Source organism: Saccharothrix deserti (genome assembly GCF_009769385.1).
Classification (GTDB): domain Bacteria; phylum Actinomycetota; class Actinomycetes; order Mycobacteriales; family Pseudonocardiaceae; genus Actinosynnema; species Actinosynnema deserti.
In genome coordinates this window covers 1-932 of the sequence record NZ_VKAB01000158.1, presented here as the reverse complement: position 1 = coordinate 932, position 932 = coordinate 1, and the positions used below count along the sequence as shown (strand labels likewise).

The window sequence follows — 932 nt, the reverse complement described above, 5'->3', positions numbered from 1 at the left end:
GCTAGAGGGTGTTTGAAAAGCTCAGTTCGGGGCGTTCCCCAGGCGGTGGAGCAGGATCATGATCATGGCCAGGTAGATCGTGTTCTCTGAGGTGTCGATCCGGTACTCGTAGTCCTTGGACAGGCGGCGGTACTTGCCCAACCAGGCAAATGTCCTCTCCACCACCCACCGGCGGGGCACGACCGCGAACCGCGGAACCGGGGGCGGCGGGGCCCCTACAGGCGCCCAGGTACGCCCGCCATCGCGACGGGTGACAACCTGCACGGTGACCCCCACGGTCTGACGCGCCCAGTCCAGGAATCCGCCGCGGTAGCCGGCATCGGCCCAGACGTGCCGTAATCGGCGTAACTCTTCGCCAAGCGTGCCCAGCACGACCTTCGCGCCCTCGCGATCGTCCACATTGGCCGGACTGACACAGGCCGACACCACGATGCCCAGGGTGTCCACGAGCAGATGACGCTTGACCCCGTTGACCTTCTTGCCGCCGTCGTAACCGTGCAGGCCGCCTCCGTCGACGGCCCTGACACTCTGACTGTCGATCACACCCGCGCTGGGAGTCGGATCACGGCCCTGTCGACCGCGTTCCTGTTCCCGCAACGCGGCCAGGATGTGTTCCCAGCGGCCTTCCAGCCGCCAGGTTCGCCAATAGTGGTAGACCGTCCGCCACGGCGGCAGATCATGCGGCAGCAGCCGCCAGGCACACCCCGCCCGCATCCAGTAGGACAACGCGTTGACGATCTCCCGCCGTTCGTGCACCGGTGGACGACCACCCGGCTTCGGAGCGGGGATCAGCGGAGCAAGCCGCGCCCACTCGGCATCGGACAGATCCGTGGGATAGGCCCTACGACGATCGATCATCATGATCACCTCCGCTGAACACCAGACCCGCTCACCACTTGAGTGCCCAATTACCCCTTTTCAAACACCCTCTA

General features: G+C 65.3%; 1 protein-coding gene. It reads right to left on the bottom strand.

Annotated elements, in window-relative coordinates:
* Window positions 1-21: 21 nt before the first annotated feature.
* Window positions 22-861 carry an IS5 family transposase gene (locus tag FM051_RS49995; protein ID WP_202919545.1) on the bottom strand — a complete coding sequence of 280 codons (840 nt, stop codon included), beginning with the start codon at window positions 859-861 and terminating at the stop codon, window positions 22-24.
* Window positions 862-932 lie beyond the last annotated feature (71 nt).

What these genes read in the sequence shown, in the direction of transcription:
- FM051_RS49995 (WP_202919545.1), bottom strand. Translation starts at nt 861, where the DNA reads ATGATGATCGATCGTCGTAGGGCCTATCCCACGGATCTGTCCGATGCC.